The sequence below is a fragment of the Phaeobacter sp. NW0010-22 genome (assembly GCF_040365955.1).
Classification (GTDB): domain Bacteria; phylum Pseudomonadota; class Alphaproteobacteria; order Rhodobacterales; family Rhodobacteraceae; genus OMPR01.
Window position 1 is genome coordinate 105,735 of sequence record NZ_BAABWT010000007.1, and the last position, 16,742, is coordinate 122,476.

A 16,742-nucleotide genomic window follows, 5' to 3' on the forward strand; every position below is an offset into this window, starting at 1 on the left:
ATTTACCCATGATGGGCAGCCACGGTTTTGAGTTGCGAAAACCCATAAAGGGCTTCGAACCCTTTTTCGCGGCCATGTCCGGATTTCCCAACGCCACCAAAGGGCAATTCAACCCCACCCCCAGCGCCGTAATTGTTGATAAACACCTGACCCGAGCGCAGTTGTTTTGCCAGACGCATCTGACGGGCACCGTCGCGGGTCCAAATGCTGGCCACGAGGCCGAATTCGGTGCTGTTTGCAATTCGAACGGCATCTGCTTCGGTGTCAAATGGGATCAGAACCTGAACAGGACCAAAGATTTCCTGTTGAGCCAACGGGTGATCAGGGGGAACATCCGCAAACAGCGTGGGCCGGACATAGGCCCCGGATTTTGGGGCGTGGTCCACGATAACACCTTGTCCGGCAATGGGCAGATCCGCGCCTTTGTTCAAAAAACCGGTCACGATGTCCTTTTGACGATCTGAAATCAGCGGTCCCAGACGCAGATCTTCGGTGGCTGGGCCAACCGTCAGCGCCCCGTAGGCCTGTGCCATGCGGGTTTTGACGGTCTCATACACATCCCGTTGCACCAAAATCCGAGAGGACGCGGAGCAGGTTTGACCGGCGTTTTGAATGCCCGCGTTGACCAAAAAGGGCAGGGCGGCATCCAAGTCAGCATCGTTGAACACCAGTTGGGGGGATTTGCCGCCCAATTCCAAGGTGACGGGAACCACATTGCGGCCTGCGGCCTGCTGCACCAGCGCACCCGTTGCGACGGACCCGGTAAAGCTGATGTGGTGGATGCCCGGGTGGGCAGAAAGTGCCGCGCCTGCTTCGCCACCCAAACCGGGCACGACATTCAACGCACCAGCGGGCAAACCGGCCTCTTGCGCGATCTGAGCAAAGGCGAGGGCGGTCAAACACGCCTCTTCTGCGGGTTTCAGGACGGTTGCATTGCCCATGGTCAAGGCCGCGCCCACTGAGCGGCCGATAATCTGCATTGGATAGTTCCATGGAACTATATGGCCGGTCACACCGTGGGGTTCACGCAGGGTGTAAACAGTATAGCCATCCAAATAGGGGATGGTTTCACCGTGTACCTTGTCAGCGGCCCCACCATAAAACTCCATATATCTGGCCAGTGCCACGGCATCCGCGCGGGCTTGTGTCAGGGGCTTGCCAACATCCATAGCCTCAATCGCGGCAAGGTCATCGACACGCTCCAAGACCAACTGTCCGATCCGGGTTAGGATGCGGCCGCGTTCCAGCGCACTCATCTTGCCCCAAGGTCCGTCAAGGGCTGCATGGGCGGCTGTGACGGCGCGATCAATATCCTCTTTGCCCCCGCGCGCGATGTGGCAGATTTCAGAGCCATCAGATGGGTTGACCAGGGCAAGCGTTTGGCCCGAGGCGCTGGGCACCCACGCGCCATCAATCAAACACAAGGAGGGGTCGAACCAGATAGGTGTGGTCATCAGGAATGCTCCGATTGCAGGGCGTGTAGGTCGGGCAGTTGCGGAGCCGCCGCGATCAGGGACGCAGTATAGGGGTGTTGGGGATTGCTAAAGACCTGCTCTGTTTCACCCTGTTCGACGATCTGACCGGACTTCATCACCAGCACACGATCCGTCACGGTGCGCACCACGCTCAGGTCATGACTGATGAACAGGTAAGTCAGGTTGTAGGCCTCGCATAATTCGACGAGCAGATCCAGAATTTGGGCCCGAACCGAGACGTCCAGCGCGCTGACCGCTTCGTCGAACAGGATCAATTGCGGACGGATGATCAGCGCGCGCGCGATAGCAATGCGCTGTCGCTGACCCCCGGAAAATTCGTGAATATACTTGGTGGCGTCACTGGCGGACAGACCCACGGCCAGCAGCGTTTCGGCAATCAGGTCAGAACGCTCTTGCCCCTTGGGCGGGGTATCGAGCAGGTGAAAAGGTTCTGTGATCAGGCGGTCGACGCGATGGCGCGGGTTAAAGCTGCCGAAGGGGTCTTGAAACACAACCTGCATGTCGCGCCGGACCGCCAGATTGGGGGAATGGCCGGTAAAGACGGATTGCCCCTGCATCTGGATTTGTCCGCTTTGAACCGGCTCAAGGCCCAGAATAGCCCGTGTTAGGGTCGATTTTCCACACCCGGACTCGCCAACCAGACCCAAGCGTTCCCCTTGGTTCAGGGTAAAGCTGACATGGTCGACGGCGCGGTGGTGGCCCGGCGTGGCAAACAGTTTGGTGCGGGGCAGGCGGTAATCACGCACCACATTCTGTACGGTCAACAGAGGTGTTTGGTCTTGTACGGTCGGCAGGGTGACCTGATGGTTCGACGCCTCGAAAAGCATCCGGGTATAGGGGTGCTGCATGTCCCTCAGCAGGCGTTGCGTGGCGCCTGTTTCAATCACCTCGCCGTGGCGCATGACGGTGATCTGGTCTGCCATATCCGCAACAACCGCCAGATCATGGGTGATCATCAGCAACCCCATGCCGTATTCTTTTGCCAAACCTTTCAGCAGGTCGAGGATCTGGGCTTGTGTGGTGACATCCAGGGCGGTTGTGGGTTCATCCGCGATCAACAGTTTTGGTCGCAGCGCAATGGCCATCGCAATGACGACACGCTGGCGTTGCCCCCCGGACAGTTCGTGCGGAAATCGGGACAGGGGGAACCGGTCTGTGGGCAAACCGACACGATCCAGAACTTCGATAGTCCGGGCCAGAGCTTGATCTTTGGGCAGGGCCTTGTGGATCAGGATCGTCTCCATCACCTGATCGCCAATGGTTTTGACCGGATTTAGCGCGGTCATGGGTTCCTGAAATATCATCCCCACGGCCGCACCCCGAACGGCGCACATCTGGGCCTCGGACTGGGTCAAAAGATCGACACCGTCAAGTGTGATAGATCCAGTGATCCGGGTGGACTCTGGCAACAGTTGCATAACGGCCAACGCGGTCATCGATTTGCCGGACCCGCTTTCGCCCGTGACCGCAACGATTTCACCGGGGGCGATAGTCAGCGATACACCTTTCAACACGTCAAAAGCGTGGATGGACAGCGACAGATTGTGGATTTGTAGCAGGCTCATGTGCGGGCCACCCGCAGCCTGGGATCAAGCCAGTCGCGCAACCCATCCCCCATCAAGTTCAGACCCAGAACCGTAAGGATGATTGCAAAACCGGGGATCAGCGCAAGGTGTGGTGCAAAGCTGACCATTGTTTGCGCGTCGGCCAGCATCCTGCCCCAACTGGGGGTGGGGGGCTGCGCGCCCAACCCAACATAGGATAGACCCGCCTCGGCCAGAATACCCAGTGAGAATTGGATGGTGCCCTGTACAATCAACAGGTTCATGACATTGGGCAGGATATGTTCGGCAGAAATGCGAGCGCTTGATTTTCCGGCCACGCGGGCCGCGAGGATAAATTCACGTTCCCAGAGGCTGAGCGCGGCACCGCGCGTGATACGGGCAAACACCGGAATGTTGAAAATCCCGATGGCGATGATGGCATTGACCGCACCGGCCCCAAACACGGCAGTGATCAAGATCGCGATGACCAGCGAGGGAAACGCAAACACCAGATCGTTGCCCCGCATGATCACCTCATCAAGCCAGGACCCTTTGCGTGCAGCAGCAGTCAGCCCCAATGGCACGCCCAAACCCATGCCAATTCCCACCGCGACCAACGCCACGGCAAGAGAGGTGCGTGCACCAACCATGACCATCGACATCATATCGCGGCCAAAATGATCCGTTCCCAGCCAATGCTCGCCAGTCGGCGTCTTGAGCTTGTTGGGAATGTCGATGGCGGCGTAATCGAACGGGGTCCAGACAAACGACACCAACGCCGCCAAAACCACGAGCGAGGACAGCATGCCACCCAGAACCAGATTGCGGCTCATGTTCGGCTCCTTAGGCGGGGGTCAACCAATGCATAAGCCAGGTCGACAAGGAAATTCACGGTGATGACGGCAAAAACCAGCAACATGACAACGGATTCAACGACGATCAAATCGCGCGAGGAAATTGCCTGAAATACCAATCGTCCAAGGCCGGGCAGGTAGAACACCTGTTCGATGATGATGGACCCGGCAAGCAGGAATGAAAACTGCAGCCCAATGATGGTCAGAACCGGAATCATGGCGTTGCGCACACCATGACGCCACAACGCTTGGCGCCGGCTTAGTCCCTTGGCGCGGGCGGTGCGCATGAAGTCCTCGCCCAATATATCCAGCAAGGCGGATCGCATGACCCTTGCCAATATTGCGGCCTGCGGCAACGCCAGTGCAATTGCGGGCAAGGTCAGGGAATGCAGTCCAACCCATAGCCCATCTTCCCATCCGGCAAACCCGCCAGCGCCAAACCAGCGTAAATTGATGGCAAAAATCAGAACCAGCATCATCGCAAACCAGAAATTTGGGATTGCCACGCCCAATTGGGTGGCGCCCATAACGGCCATGTCCCCCGCCTTGCCCCGGCGGGCGGCGGCGTAAATGCCAGCGGGGAACGCGATGAGAGTTGAAAGCGCGAGTGCAAATAGCGCGAGCGGTAGCGAGACCCACAAGCGATCAGAAATCATTTCAGCGACGGGGGTTCGGTAGGTATAAGATGTGCCAAAATCACCCGACAGCATCCCGGTGACCCAAGCGAGGTATCGATGTGCCTTGGACACATCCAAGCCCAATTCAGCGCGCAAGGCGGCAAGCGTGTCCTCTTGTGCGTTCACACCCAGCATAAAGGACGCGGGATCACCTGGTGCCACCTCGATCACAGCGAAAATGACCACCGACGCGATGGCGAGGCTGAGGACCAAAGAGAGCAATCGCTTCAACGAATAACGTATCATTCTGGCACGTTAGGCGCGTGTTTCTCTGTGGTCCAGTCTCTATTAAACGATCAGGAAGTTCGTTACGGCAAAGCCCACGATGGCAAGGTAGCCTAGCGGGTAAATCCACTTGATTACATAGTTGTCCCACTTGCGGGCTGCTGCTTCGCGTCCGGCAACCTTCATTCGCCTGAGTAGGACATTGAAAACAATGATTGCTCCTGTGACGACGAACATCCATTGCAACATGAAATCAAGGAAGGTCAGATAACCCAATTTGGGTAAGTCATCAGAGATCACCCAATTGAAGGCGACAAAGACCAATAGGTTTGCTCCGGCGATTTCTATCCGCTTGCGATATTCGTCTAGGAAAAACAACGCCCAACTAACTGTAATCAGCACCATCATCGGCATGAATATCCGGATCGCATAGTACATAATATGCCGGTGGCCTTGAAACGCCAGCGCTACTTTTTCGCTTTCCAGACCAGACATGCCAATGACTGTGGATTGCTCCATTACGGCGTTTTCCAACACCCATTCTTCTTCGCCCAACAAAGGACCAAGGCCGGATTGCTCCTCTAAAACCGTGTAATGAACGATGTCTGATGGATAGACCGAAACGATTTCGAAATAGAACTGTTGTTGATCAAACGGATATTTCCGAAAGTTGAAATAAGGAGCTTGCAGAGTCAGCGATGATTTTTCCAGATAGGTCACTTCACCGGAGTAATGCACCGCCACGATCGATTGATGGATCCACCGGTTGCTTTGTTGGTTCTCGATTACAAAAGCAGGGACTATTGTTGGCAGCTTGGTCGCATAATCCACAAAGGCTTCGGGTTTTATGATCCGGGTTTCGCGCCCAATGTCCTCGGGATCAAATGCAAGCGCCGGGTCAGTCCATTTGACGCGAATGGTTGCGACAGCCCCATAGTTTTCTGATTTCTGATCAACAAATGAAATTTGGTCGATCTGTATTCCGATCGCGACTTCCAGCGGCTTTTCAGGGGTGCCGACTGCTACTCCCATATCCGAGCGCAACAGCCCTTGTGCCTGGGCTGTATTCGGGCTGAGCGAAAGACCTATGAGGGCCACAAGCCCGATGAGCAGGCATAGCCGGAAAAATATATGGCGGAGCATGAGCTATCTTGAGTGTGTAAGAAAAGGCCGAGGCCCCGGCATGCGGGGCCCCGTAAGGCTGATTTAGTTGGCCCAGCTGACGCCGGTCAAATCGATCGCAGCCGTTGGTGCATTGACCCAGAGCCCTTGAACATCGGCTTTGGCGACGCCCAGATTGGCGAGCTGAAACAGGTAACCGTTGACATAATCCTCGGAAATCACGGTCTGGGCTTTTTGCAGCATTTCAGTCCGCATTGCGGGATCGGTGGTTTCATTGAGCGAAGCCATCAAGTCCTGAAACGCTTTGTTGTCGTACTGAAAATAGTACTCGGGACGGGCATAGATGCCGATATCCATTGGCTCGGTGTGGCTGACAATGGTCAGACCAAAGTTCTTGCCTCGGAATACGGTTTCAAGCCACTGGGCCCATTCAACATTGGTGATCTCGGCCTTGATACCAACAGCGGCCAATTGCGCGGCAATAATTTCGCCACCGCGACGGGCATACGATGGGGGCGGCAGGTGCAGCGTTGTTTCAAATCCATCGGGAAAGCCCGCTTCGGCCAGCAACGCCTTGGCTTTTTCGGGATCGTGGGCTGAATTTCCGGTCAGATCGACATAGGCCGGATTGTGGGGTGCGAAATGCGTGCCAATAGGCGTGCCGTAGCCAAACATGGCACCATCGATGATTGCCTGACGATCAATGGCATGGGCCAGTGCTTGGCGCACTTTTACGTTGTCGAACGGAGGCTGCTTGTTGTTGGTGGACAGGATCGTCTCACCTTCGGTGGACCCGACCAGCACCTGAAACCGCGGGTCTGCATCGAACTGCGGCAGGTTTTCTGGCGCCGGGAACCCCGAGAACACGTCGACATCTTCGGCCATCACGGCAGCAAAGGCGGCGGTGGGGTCTGAAATGAACTTGATGGTTGCCTTGGCCAGTGCGGGTTGTGTGCCCCAATACTCAGCGTTGCGTTCCAGATCAATGCGATCGCCCTGCACCCAGTTGCTGAACTTGAAGGCCCCGGTGCCGACGGGGGCGGTTTTGATGTTTTCGATGCTTTCTGGCGCAACGATCACGGCGTCACCCCAAGCCAAATTGAATAGGAAGTTGCCGTTGGGCTCGGACAAGGTGACCTGAACAGTCAAGGGGTCAACCACAGTCACATCGGCTATGCCTGCGAACAGAGCCTTTTGGGCGTTTGCACTGTCTTCTCCACGGGCGCGATCCAGACTGAACTTGACGTCTTCGCCGTCCATTGTAGTGCCGTCATGAAAAGTCACCCCATCATGCAGCTTGAAGGTGTATGTTTTGCCGTCTTCTGAGATTTCCCAGCTTTCGGCGAGGCCCGGAACAATGGCGCCGTCCCCCATGAAACGGGTCAGCCCTTCGAAGATGTTGGAATACACAACAGAGTCGATCGCCTGAGCTGCGGCGCTGGTTGGGTCCAGGTGCGGCGGCTCGAGTTGCATGGCGACAGTGATGTCATCTTTGGCCCAGACCTGTGAGGCCAGCAGGGTCGCGCCAAGCGCCAAGCCCGATACCAGGCTCCGTTTCAAATTTGGTCTCATAATCGTCTCCCCACGAAATGAATTACCGCCTGAATCGCAGAATCCGGCGTATCTTTGTTCACTGTTCCCGTAAACTTAGGGGCAATCAAGGAAATGTTGGCGCAATCGGTCTTTGTTGAGCGCAAAGTAAATGTTATGCTGCACTGCAACATAAACCGCCAGCAGGACTGACGATGAGCGCCACCGCCCGCAAAAAAGCCCCGAACGCAGAAGATATTCGTGCCAGAAAAGGGGGGCAACCTTTGGTGAGTTTGACCGCCTATACGACGCCAATGGCACAGGTCATGGATCCGCATTGTGACTTTGTTTTGGTGGGTGATAGCGTTGGAATGGTGCTGCATGGGCTGACTTCGACCCTTGGCGTGACGATGGAGATGATGATCCTTCACGGCCAAGCTGTCGCGCGGGGATTGAACGGCGCGATGATGGTGATCGACATGCCGTTCGCCTCGTACGAAGAGGGACCGACCCAAGCTTTCCGCAACGCGGCGCGGCTGATGGCGGAAACCGGCGCTGGCGCGGTCAAATTGGAAGGCGGGGTCGAGATGGCCGAAACCATTCGTTTTCTGACCAAACGCGGCATTCCAGTGATGGCGCATATCGGCCTGACACCGCAATCCATCAATACCTTGGGGGGCTACAAGGTTCAGGGCCGGGATGCGCAGGCTGACGCCGTATTGGCAGATGCCCATGCGGTGAGCGATGCCGGGGCGTTCTCGGTGGTGTTGGAAAAGGTGCCGCAGGTGCTCGCAGATCAGATCACAGCCGAAGTGGCCATTCCAACCATCGGGATTGGCGCGTCTGCGGGATGTGATGGGCAAATTTTGGTTGTCGATGACATGCTGGGCTTTTTCACGGCCTTTAAGCCGAAGTTCGTCAAACGCTATGCTGATCTTGGGGCGCAAGCGGATTCCGCGATTGCCCAATACGCAGCAGAAGTCAGAGACCGCAGTTTTCCGGCTGCTGAACATGTTTTTGCCGATACCGTTCCGGCCAAAGGAAATACCTGATGACAGCCCCAATTTTGCGTAACTTGGATGAGTTGCGCGCTAAAACCACGCAATGGTCCCGCGCGGGTCAGAGCATCGGTGTGGTTCCAACCATGGGCGCACTGCACGCAGGGCACTTGTCGTTGGCCGAGGCTGCGCGCGCTGGCTGTGATCGGGTCATCGTGACGATTTTCGTCAACCCAAAACAATTCAATAATCCCGAAGATCTGGCAAATTATCCCCGCACGGAATTTGATGATGCGGCCAAGTTGGCCCCGGTTGGGGTGGATGTCATCTATGTGCCGGGTCCCGATCAAATCTATCCAGATGGGTTCGCAACCAACGTTTCAGTCACTGGCTTGACCGATGTGATGGAAGGCGAGTTTCGCCCGGGACATTTTGATGGTGTTTCGACAGTGGTTGCCAAGCTGTTCCTGCAAACCGCCGCAGATCGTGCCTATTTCGGGCAAAAGGATTATCAACAGTTGATGTTGGTAACTCGTATGGCACGGGATCTCGACATCCCGATTGAGGTGGTCGGTTGCCCAACGGTGCGCGAACCTTCTGGGCTCGCGATGTCATCGCGCAACCTGCGCCTGTCCAACGATGGATTGACGCGGGCCGCTCGTTTGAACCCGATCATGCAACATGTCGCGGATGAACTGGCCAAAGGCGGCACGTTTGCCGTACTTGGAGAACAAGCCAAAGCACAGTTGGTCGATGCGGGTTTCAAGGATGTCGAATATTTCGATCTGCGCTGTGCCACTTCGCTTGCCGCGTTGGATACGCCCACACGCCCGGCGCGATTGCTGGCAGCTGCGTGGATGGACGGCGTGCGTTTGATTGATAATATCGCGGTTCCCGCACTCTGATATTTCGGCACTGGATTGGATGCCTGCCCTCGGGCTAGTCTCGCTCAAAATGCGATGAGGAGCAGGCATGAGCTATATTCTGGCAATCGATCAGGGGACGACATCGTCCCGGGCCATTCTGTTTGATGACAAGATGGCACGGGTGGGGACCCGCCAACAGGAATTTACCCAGCATTTCCCCCAAGCCGGATGGGTGGAGCATGATCCCGAAGAGATTTGGGAAACCACACTGAGCGTTTGCCGCGAAGTAATGACGGCACAGGGTGTTGGGCCTGAACAAATCGCTGGAATCGGGATTACCAATCAACGCGAAACCACGGTTGTTTGGGATCGCACCACAGGCAAACCGATCCACAATGCAATTGTCTGGCAAGACCGGCGCACCGCACAAACCTGCGAACGCTTGCGCCAAGCCGGGTGCGAGGATGACATTACAGCGCAAACCGGGTTGCTACTGGATCCTTATTTTTCGGGCACCAAGGTGAAATGGATTCTGGATACGGTCCCCGGCGCGCGTGACCGTGCAATGGCTGGGGAATTGTTGTTCGGGACCATCGACTCTTTTCTGATCTGGCGCCTGACCGAGGGGCAGAGACATGTCACCGACGCTACCAATGCGGCGCGAACCCTTTTGTTTGACATCCACACGGGTCAGTGGAGCGCGGAGATCTGCGATTTGCTAGACGTGCCGATGGCGATGCTGCCCGAGGTACAGGATTGCGCCGCAGACTTTGGGCTGACCACTTTGTTGGGCGGTGCGATCCCGATTTTGGGCGTTGCTGGCGATCAACAGGCCGCCACAATAGGGCAGGCCTGTTTTGCGCCGGGGATGATGAAATCAACCTACGGAACCGGGTGTTTTGCTTTGCTTAACACAGGGTCCGAGCCTGTTACGTCGAAAAACCGGATGTTGACGACGGTCGCTTATCAATTGAGTGGTCAACGCACTTATGCATTGGAAGGATCGATCTTTATCGCGGGCGCTGCGGTGCAGTGGCTCCGCGACGGTTTGGGCATTATCGAAACCGCAGCCCAAAGCGGTGAACTGGCGCAACATGCAGACCCCGCGCAATCGGTCGTCCTTGTTCCTGCCTTTACCGGGTTGGGGGCACCCTATTGGAAACCGGACTGTCGTGGGGCGATCTTTGGCATGACGCGCAACACAGGCCCGGCTGAGTTGTGCAAAGCGACGCTGGAAAGCATTGCCTATCAAACCCGAGATTTGTGGCAGGCCATGCAGAGCGATTGGGGTGCGGATGCCGATATGATCCTGCGGGTTGATGGCGGGATGAGCGCGTCGGATTGGGCGATGCAAGGCTTGGCAGATCTGCTGGGCGCGCCAGTGGATCGCCCGGTGATGCAGGAAACCACAGCTTTGGGGGCCGCTTGGTTGGCGGGCATGCAGGCGGGTGTATACCCCGATCAGGATGGTTTTTCCCAGACATGGGCATTGGATCAGCGGTTCAGCCCTGAAATGCCATCCGAAGATCGCGATGCCGCCTATGCGCGCTGGCAGCGCGCAGTGCAGGCAGCAATGACGTATTAAGTTAGCTTTGCGCCCTCGGGGATTGTCCGGGGGCGTGAGTTCAGCTCGGCAATGGAAAAGCCCGCGAGGGTTTTGTATTTTTCCGCGTGCTCAGCCAGCTTTGCAATCGGGATCACGTCGTCAATGACGTCAAAGTCACCGCCGCACAGATCCTCAACTTGCTGCAAAACACCATCCGGGCCGCCCCCTGCGCGATTGGCCAGACCCACGCCGGTTGTGATTGGTCGGACTTGGGCCTCGAACGCGGTCAGGGCCTGCGTCGTTACACCGTGTTCCAATATTTGCGCCCCGATGAGGCGTGCATCCAGAATGGCCTGACTCGCCCCATTTGATCCAACGGGATAGGTCGGGTGCGCCGCGTCGCCCATCAACGTTACATTGCCCTCGGTCCAGTTGGGTAGGGGGTCGCGATCCACCATAGGATACTCATAGACCACATCAGCGCCTGTGATCAGGGCTGGAACATCAATCCAGTCAAAGCCCCATTCCTCAAAGTCCGGCAAAAAGTCCCCGATGTCAGCCGCCCGGTTCCAGTCTTCTTTTTTCCACGACGCATTGAGAGGAAACCGCTTTTCAGCAATCCAGTTGATGGTTGCCTGACCGTGCCTGTCGGTGTTCGAGATCGGATAGGCGACAAGACGCAAATCGTTGTGACCAATCATCACCATCGCCCCGCCACCAAAAAAGGCGTCCGCATTGGTTGTTGCGCGCCATAAAACCCGGCCGTTCCAGATCGGAGCGCCCTCGGACGGGTACATCTGGGCGCGCAGGGCGGAATGGATACCGTCCGCCGCAACAAGCAATGCGCCCGTTTCTCGCCGACCATCTTCTAGCAATAGCGTTGCCCCATCTGCGGTATTTTCGAACCCAACCGCCCGAGCACCGGTTTCAAGGCACGTGGAACCAGCGCGCGCGATGAGGGCCTGATACAACATCACCTGCAATTCCCCCCGATGAACCGAGTATTGCGGCCAGGCATATCCGGCTGAAGTTCCGCGCGGCTCTTCCCAGATGGTTTTGCCCAGCTTTGAATAAAACCCGTACTGACGGGTCCGCACGCCAATGGCGGATAATTCTGTTTCAAGATTCAGGTTAATAAGTTCACGCACCGCATTGGGTTGCAGATTAATCCCGACCCCAAGCGGTTTGACCGTATCGACGGCTTCAAAGATACGAAACGGGACACCGATTTCGTGTAGGGTTAACCCAAGGCTCAGGCCAGCGATTCCGCCACCGGCGATCAATACGGTCATTGTCTCTCTCCCACGTTGCCAACACACAACCAGCGAATAGGGCGGGCGGCAAGTCCTAGGCTTTGGCAGAAATGATCAGATCAGGTCCAAAGATCGTATCTGCATGGTTATGTAGATAAATTTTGAGCCAAGGCGTGAACCGTTCGGGATGGCGGCGCACTTCGGCCAGAAGATCATGATAGTCGATCCAGCGCGTATTCATGATCTCTTCGGGGTTCGGTGTGAACGGTAAATTTCCGCGTGCATGGGCCAGAAACACATCCACAACTTCGTTTTCCACCATGCCGTTGCCCACATCTGCATGGTATTCCAACCGATGGCGGAATTCAGGGTAAATACCCCTAATGCCCAGTTCCTCGTCCAACCGTCGTACAGCGCAGGTTGAAGAGGGTTCATCCCAATCGGGGTGTGTGCAACATGTGTTCGCCCATAATCCGGGTGTGTGATATTTCCCCATGGCGCGTTGCTGGATCAGAATATCCATGCCGCGGACCACGAAAACCGAAACGGCCTTGTGTTTCAGGCCCTTTTCGTGGGCTTCCAGTTTGTCAACAGGGGCGAGTTCTCCATCAACCCAGGCGGGGATCAAGATGCCCATGTCGATGCTCCTGAGGCCGCAGTGCGAAAACAGGGGCTGTAGCAGGCTGAATGTTGAAAGTGTGTCATTGTGATCGCTGCGGTGATTGGGGTGCAAGAGATCTAAGTTGACCCTGCGTTTTTTCTAACGTGGCAATGATCTGGCCACCAATCAAGCGCACGAAAGGCCGCAGGGGGTGCGGCCTTTCGGAATTCACTGGGTATTGGCTTAGTCAGCAGGCTGTTCTGCATCCGCTTCTTCAGCGGCGGCAGGGGCAGGTGCGACGCTGCTGAGGTAGGCAAAGACGTCTTCGCCACCCTTTTTCAGCTTGAACGACATTTTCGATTTGGCTTTGCTGTCATCCAAGTATGCTTTGAGAAAGTCCTTGGGGTTTTTGGAATAGGCCACAAATGTTTCCTCGTCCCAAACAAGACCCTTTTCGCCGGCTGCAGCAAGGCTTTTGCCATACTTGAACCCTTCGACAGAGCCAGCCGCGCGGCCAACAACGCCGTACAGGTTCGGGCCCGTTTTGCCGCCCTTGATGATGGTTTCGCCTTCATCGGATACGATGGTGTGACAGGCTTTGCATTTGTTGAATGCTTTTTTACCTTTTTCAGCGTCACCTTCGGCCAACGCCGGGAACGCCAATAGTCCCACGATCACGGTCGCAACGATACGGTTCATGGCTAGTCTCCTAACAAAATAGCTGTGGCAAAAAAGAGCGCAAGTAGACCAAGAGTCAACCGGCAGATTGCCACGTGCAGGCACTGTGTCGCAGCCACTTTGGTCTTAGTGTCAGGCGCTGGAATTTGCTTGTGACCAACACAACAAGGGGTCTCCGGCTGCGGGTGTGGCCAGATGGATGCCCCGTGCAATCGCGCGACTGAGGCAGATTGATGCTGCATGTCCGATATGCGTCAGGTCCCGCTCTGGCAGGGCCATCTCTTGGGCGCTGGTGCTGAGTGCAAATACCAGATCGCCGTCCCCCGGCGAATGGGCCGGTACAACGGCACGTGCAATGCCATCATGGGCGGCCACTGCGACGCGTTGGCATTGCGCCTTTGACAAAATGGCATCGGTGGCGACGATGGCAATCGTGGTGTTTGCCCGATCTTGTGCCTGCCCCAGCATGGTCTTCATCTTTCGGCTTTCCAGCACGCGCCCCAAACCGGTGGCAGGGTCGGGTCCAATGCCCCCAAATTCGCCATCAACCTCAAACGGAGCCGCCCAAAAATGGCGATCTCCGGGGGTGGTGACACTGCCCATGGGGTTGGCCGCGACCAAGGCAGCCACGGTTATTCCGCTGTCCAGAACCAGAGAGGCAGACCCCAGTCCGCCCTTTAACATCGCAGTCAGGGCGCCGGTTCCGGCCCCAGCCGTTCCAAGGGCGAAATCGGGTCCAGCCGCTTCAAATGCAGCACGCCCCAAAGCCCGGTATGGATTATCCTGCCAATTTTTGTTGCCCCCGTTCAAGAGGTCAAAAATGATCGCCCCGGGAACGATGGGAATGATTGCCTCGGCAACCTTGTACCCGCGCCCTTGGGCCCGCAACGCATCCGAAACACCCGAACAGGCATCCAACCCATAGGCCGATCCCCCGGCCAGGGTCAGTGCATCAATTTTGGCCACTGATTTGTCCGGGGCCAACAGATCCGTCTCCCGCGAGCCCGGCGCCCCGCCCATCACATGCACCGAGGTCACAAACGGCTCCGCAGCCGTCAAAACGGTTGCGCCAGATTTAAGGGCATCATTCTGCGCATTACCCACCAAAAGGCCGGGAACGTCAGTGATCAAATTGCGAGGGCCGGGGATCATAAAGAGCGTCCTTTAATACTTTGGATTAGATGCAACGACCGCCGTCAACTTCCATCGCGACGCCTGTAATCATTCCGGCTTCGTCAGAACAAAGATAGCAGGCGGCATTGCCCATATCTTCGGGCGTTGAAAACCGGCCCAACGGGATAGTGGACAGGAATTTGGCACGCATTTCCGGGGTATCTTCGCCCATGAATGACTTGAGCAGCGGGGTTTCCCCAGCCACGGGGTTTAACGCATTCACGCGCACGCCAGAGGGGGCCAGTTCCACCGCCATCGTGCGGGTCGCCGTGATCATCCAGCCCTTAGACGCATTGTACCAATTCAGGTTGGGACGCGGGGACACGCCAGCAGTCGATGCAACGTTCAGGATCGCGCCTTTGCCGCGCTCTTTCATATGCGGAACCAAGGCGCGAGCGGTGAAATACACGGATTTCATGTTCACGTTAAAGACGCGGTCAAAATCACTTTCGCTGACGTCTTCAAGCGGGGTGGGCATATGTGTGATGCCTGCGTTGTTCACCAAGATATCGACGTGCCCCATGGTGCGAATGGCGGTTTCAGCCATGTGCTCGACCGAGGTTCCGTTGCCAACATCAACCTGATGAGCGAAGGCATCACCATCCATCTGAGCGGCCACTTTTTCGGCGGCCTCACCATTGATATCAGCGATCATCACATGCGCGCCCTCAGACACAAATTTAGCGACAATACCGGCGCCGAAACCAGATGCTCCACCTGTTACGATCGCTGTTTTTCCGTGCAGTCTCATACGCTTCACCTCCCCTAAAGTGCGACTCGGGGATGACCCTAGCAGTCCCAGACTGAGACGCCAGCCTATTCGTCCCCGACTTTGCCACGCAGGGCTTTGATCTCGCCGCGTGCCTTTTTCGATGCGATGCGGCGACGTTGGGATCCCTTGGTGGGTTTGGTTGCGATGCGGCGTTTGGGGGCGACCAGTGCTTGGGTAATGAGGTCGACCAACCGTTCGCGAATAATCTCGCGATTGCGTGTCTGCGAACGAGTTTCGTCGCATTGCAAGATAATTGCGCCATCCTTGGTCCACCGTCGTCCAGCAAGGCGACGCAGCCGGTTTTTGACCGGGATGGGCAGGGCAGGCGACCGTTCAGCCTCGAACCGCAACTCGACAGCGGACGAGACTTTGTTCACGTTCTGCCCGCCGGGGCCCGAAGCCCGCATAAAGCTTTCGCTGAGTTCCCAATCTTGGATGAGTATGGTGTCTGTTATCCGCAACATAGGGCGACCATAGACTGTTGTGCTGCAATCAAAAAGGGCCACCCGTACAGGTGGCCCTTCGAAAGTTTTCAGGAGGTCGGGTCGGTTAGACCTGATCTCAGATCAATTCAGGTGGCGCGCTGCGCCAGGGGTTGCCCTAACGGGAGCTCTCCTGAATTGTTCCGACGCCTCTCTCCAATACCTTTCTTGACACTGGATCACCTCCTTTTCATTTGTTGAACTCAAGGTGAGCTTGCCACGGGATTGGAAAATCACCAAGCGGTAATTTTAGGCGGTGCGTTTGGCCGGATCCAGATAGGCGACGATCATCCGGAATGGGATCAGCGCCAACAGGGCCAGCGATAGCTTGACCATCCAGTCAGCCGTTGCCAGTGACACCCAAAGCGGAGCAACCGGACCCATGCCCAAAATAGGCAGGGCTTCGTTTGCCCAGCTGACGTCGTTGCCCGGTTCCAGCCACATCAGCTGTGCTGAAAACGCGATGGAAAAGAACAACGCCGTGTCCAGTGTTGACCCCACAAGCGTGGAGGCCAGAGGCGCCCGCCACCATGCGCCCTTGCGCAGGGCGGCAAAGACGCTGACGTCAACCAATTGGGCCGTCAGGAAGGCAAGGCTAGACCCCAGAGCGATGCGAAGCGTGACCAGTGGGCCAAATTCACCTATGATTTGTGTGCCAATCAAAGAGCAGATCAAACCCACGACAAAGCCGATTACGACAACTTTGCGGGCAGGACCCGCGCCATAAACGCGGTTCATCAGGTCAGTGACCAGAAAGGCGAGGGGATAAGTAAAGGCACCCCATGTCAGCCATTGGCCGAACAGGAACTGTACCAGAATATTCGAGGCCACCACGATGATGGCCATGGCAAGAATGCCAGGGAGATGTGCGCGTGTCATTTTGTATGCCCGTTTTTGCAAGGTAGCGGCGACTTGGCCCGGTCAT

Annotated in this window: 16 protein-coding genes; 3 read left to right on the plus strand and 13 right to left on the minus strand. The window is 56.6% G+C overall.

Translation table 11 applies throughout. From position 1 onward, the window contains the following. Window positions 1-2: 2 nt before the first annotated feature. From ABWV33_RS15810 to ABWV33_RS15835, 6 genes are all read right to left on the minus strand, one after another. Window positions 3-1,454: an aldehyde dehydrogenase family protein gene (locus ABWV33_RS15810; protein WP_353332135.1), complete on the minus strand. Its 1,452-nt coding sequence runs from the start codon at window positions 1,452-1,454 to the stop codon at window positions 3-5. Then, window positions 1,454-3,061 (minus strand): ABC transporter ATP-binding protein, encoded by a 1,608-nt coding sequence (locus ABWV33_RS15815; RefSeq protein WP_353332137.1) that lies wholly within the window; start codon window positions 3,059-3,061, stop codon window positions 1,454-1,456. The genes ABWV33_RS15810 and ABWV33_RS15815 overlap by 1 nt, the downstream gene beginning before the upstream one ends. Then, window positions 3,058-3,873 (minus strand): ABC transporter permease, encoded by an 816-nt coding sequence (locus ABWV33_RS15820; protein WP_353332139.1) that lies wholly within the window; start codon window positions 3,871-3,873, stop codon window positions 3,058-3,060. Before ABWV33_RS15820 ends, ABWV33_RS15815 begins: the two co-directional genes overlap by 4 nt. Then, on the minus strand, window positions 3,870-4,817 hold the full coding sequence (locus ABWV33_RS15825; RefSeq protein WP_353332141.1) for an ABC transporter permease: 948 nt from the start codon (window positions 4,815-4,817) through the stop codon (window positions 3,870-3,872). Before ABWV33_RS15825 ends, ABWV33_RS15820 begins: the two co-directional genes overlap by 4 nt. Window positions 4,818-4,859: 42 nt before the next feature. Continuing rightward, window positions 4,860-5,939 carry a ligand-gated ion channel gene (locus ABWV33_RS15830; protein ID WP_113823592.1) on the minus strand — a complete coding sequence of 360 codons (1,080 nt, stop codon included), beginning with the start codon at window positions 5,937-5,939 and terminating at the stop codon, window positions 4,860-4,862. 63 nt (window positions 5,940-6,002) lie between these two features. Beyond that, a complete protein-coding gene (locus tag ABWV33_RS15835) occupies window positions 6,003-7,490 on the minus strand; it encodes an ABC transporter substrate-binding protein (protein WP_353332143.1) in 1,488 nt (495 codons plus the stop codon). Between the two features lie 173 nt (window positions 7,491-7,663). On the opposite strand from ABWV33_RS15835, the gene panB reads away from it, so the two are divergent. The 3 genes from panB (at window position 7,664) to glpK (ending at window position 10,897) form a co-directional block, all read left to right on the plus strand. Continuing rightward, window positions 7,664-8,500, plus strand: coding sequence for a 3-methyl-2-oxobutanoate hydroxymethyltransferase (gene panB / locus ABWV33_RS15840; RefSeq protein WP_353332145.1), 837 nt, complete (start codon window positions 7,664-7,666; stop codon window positions 8,498-8,500). Then, a complete protein-coding gene (gene panC, locus ABWV33_RS15845; RefSeq protein ID WP_353332147.1) occupies window positions 8,500-9,351 on the plus strand; it encodes a pantoate--beta-alanine ligase in 852 nt (283 codons plus the stop codon). Before panB ends, panC begins: the two co-directional genes overlap by 1 nt. A 67-nt stretch (window positions 9,352-9,418) precedes the next feature. Next, window positions 9,419-10,897 carry a glycerol kinase GlpK gene (gene glpK, locus ABWV33_RS15850; RefSeq protein ID WP_353332149.1) on the plus strand — a complete coding sequence of 493 codons (1,479 nt, stop codon included), beginning with the start codon at window positions 9,419-9,421 and terminating at the stop codon, window positions 10,895-10,897. On the opposite strand, the gene ABWV33_RS15855 is transcribed toward glpK, so the two are convergent. The 7 genes from ABWV33_RS15855 to ABWV33_RS15885 form a co-directional block, all read right to left on the minus strand. Next, window positions 10,894-12,150, minus strand: coding sequence for a flavin-dependent oxidoreductase (locus tag ABWV33_RS15855; RefSeq protein WP_353332151.1), 1,257 nt, complete (start codon window positions 12,148-12,150; stop codon window positions 10,894-10,896). The two genes, glpK and ABWV33_RS15855, sit on opposite strands and share 4 nt — an antisense overlap. Window positions 12,151-12,205: 55 nt before the next feature. Then, a complete protein-coding gene (locus ABWV33_RS15860; RefSeq protein WP_113823598.1) occupies window positions 12,206-12,748 on the minus strand; it encodes an isopentenyl-diphosphate Delta-isomerase in 543 nt (180 codons plus the stop codon). Window positions 12,749-12,955: 207 nt separating this feature from the next. Then, window positions 12,956-13,411 carry a c-type cytochrome gene (locus ABWV33_RS15865; RefSeq protein ID WP_113823599.1) on the minus strand — a complete coding sequence of 152 codons (456 nt, stop codon included), beginning with the start codon at window positions 13,409-13,411 and terminating at the stop codon, window positions 12,956-12,958. Between the two features lie 111 nt (window positions 13,412-13,522). After that, window positions 13,523-14,542 carry a P1 family peptidase gene (locus tag ABWV33_RS15870; protein ID WP_353332154.1) on the minus strand — a complete coding sequence of 340 codons (1,020 nt, stop codon included), beginning with the start codon at window positions 14,540-14,542 and terminating at the stop codon, window positions 13,523-13,525. Window positions 14,543-14,567: 25 nt separating this feature from the next. Next, entirely contained in the window at window positions 14,568-15,314 is a 747-nt protein-coding gene (locus ABWV33_RS15875; RefSeq protein WP_121996318.1) for an SDR family oxidoreductase, read from the minus strand. A gap of 65 nt (window positions 15,315-15,379) precedes the next feature. After that, complete coding sequence (gene arfB, locus ABWV33_RS15880) at window positions 15,380-15,799, minus strand: alternative ribosome rescue aminoacyl-tRNA hydrolase ArfB (RefSeq protein WP_113823602.1); 420 nt, start codon at window positions 15,797-15,799, stop codon at window positions 15,380-15,382. Window positions 15,800-16,066: 267 nt separating this feature from the next. Further along, complete coding sequence (locus ABWV33_RS15885) at window positions 16,067-16,696, minus strand: queuosine precursor transporter (protein ID WP_353332156.1); 630 nt, start codon at window positions 16,694-16,696, stop codon at window positions 16,067-16,069. Window positions 16,697-16,742 lie beyond the last annotated feature (46 nt).